Consider the following 806-nt stretch of genomic DNA (forward strand, 5'->3'; position numbering starts at 1 on the left):
TTGGCGAAGGTGGTCAGGTCGGCGGCTACGCCCATCTGCTCCATGGCGAAGAAGGTGCCGGTACGCCCGGCGCCGGTCTGCACTTCGTCGGCGATCAGGAGAATGCCGTGCTGATCACAGAGGGCGCGCAGGCGCTGCATAAAGGCTTTCGGCGCGACGTAGAAACCGCCCTCGCCCTGCACCGGCTCGATGATGATGGCGGCGATGTCGCGCGGCTCGGCGTCGTTCTTGAACACCCGCTCGATGCTGGCGATGGCGTCGTCGACGCTGACCCCGTGCAGCTCGCACGGGTACTGGGCGCGGAACACGCCGCCGGGCATCAGGCCCATGCCGGCCGAATAGGGATTGACCTTGCCGGTCAGCGAGAGGGTCATCATGGTGCGGCCGTGGTAGCCGCCGGTGAAGGCAATCACCCCGGCACGGCCGGTGGCGGCGCGGGCGATCTTCACCGCGTTCTCCACCGCTTCGGAGCCGGTGGTGACCAGCAGGGTCTTCTTGGCGAAGTCGCCCGGCACCCGGGCGTTGATCTTCTCGCACAGCTCGACGTAGGGCTCGTAGGCCAGCACCTGGAAGCAGGTGTGGCTCAGCCTGGTCAGCTGCTCCTGCACCGCGGCGATGACTTTCGGGTGCAGGTGGCCGGTGTTGAGCACCGCGATGCCGCCGGCGAAGTCGATGAACTCGCGGCCCTCGACGTCGGTGACCGTGGCGTTCTGCGCCTTGTCGGCGAAGATCGGGTGGATCTGGCCGACGCCGCGCGGGACGGCGGCGCTGCGGCGTTGCATCAGGGATTCGTTGGTCTTGCTCAT

General features: G+C 67.6%; 1 protein-coding gene. It reads right to left on the minus strand.

The genetic code is table 11. The features are described 5' to 3' along the window. A partial coding sequence (locus G9C89_RS24930; protein ID WP_172153391.1) for an aminotransferase class III-fold pyridoxal phosphate-dependent enzyme occupies positions 1-806 on the minus strand: 806 nt, incomplete at both ends.

Origin of the sequence: Pseudomonas tumuqii (assembly GCF_013184545.1) — a bacterium.
Lineage (GTDB): Bacteria > Pseudomonadota > Gammaproteobacteria > Pseudomonadales > Pseudomonadaceae > Aquipseudomonas > Aquipseudomonas tumuqii.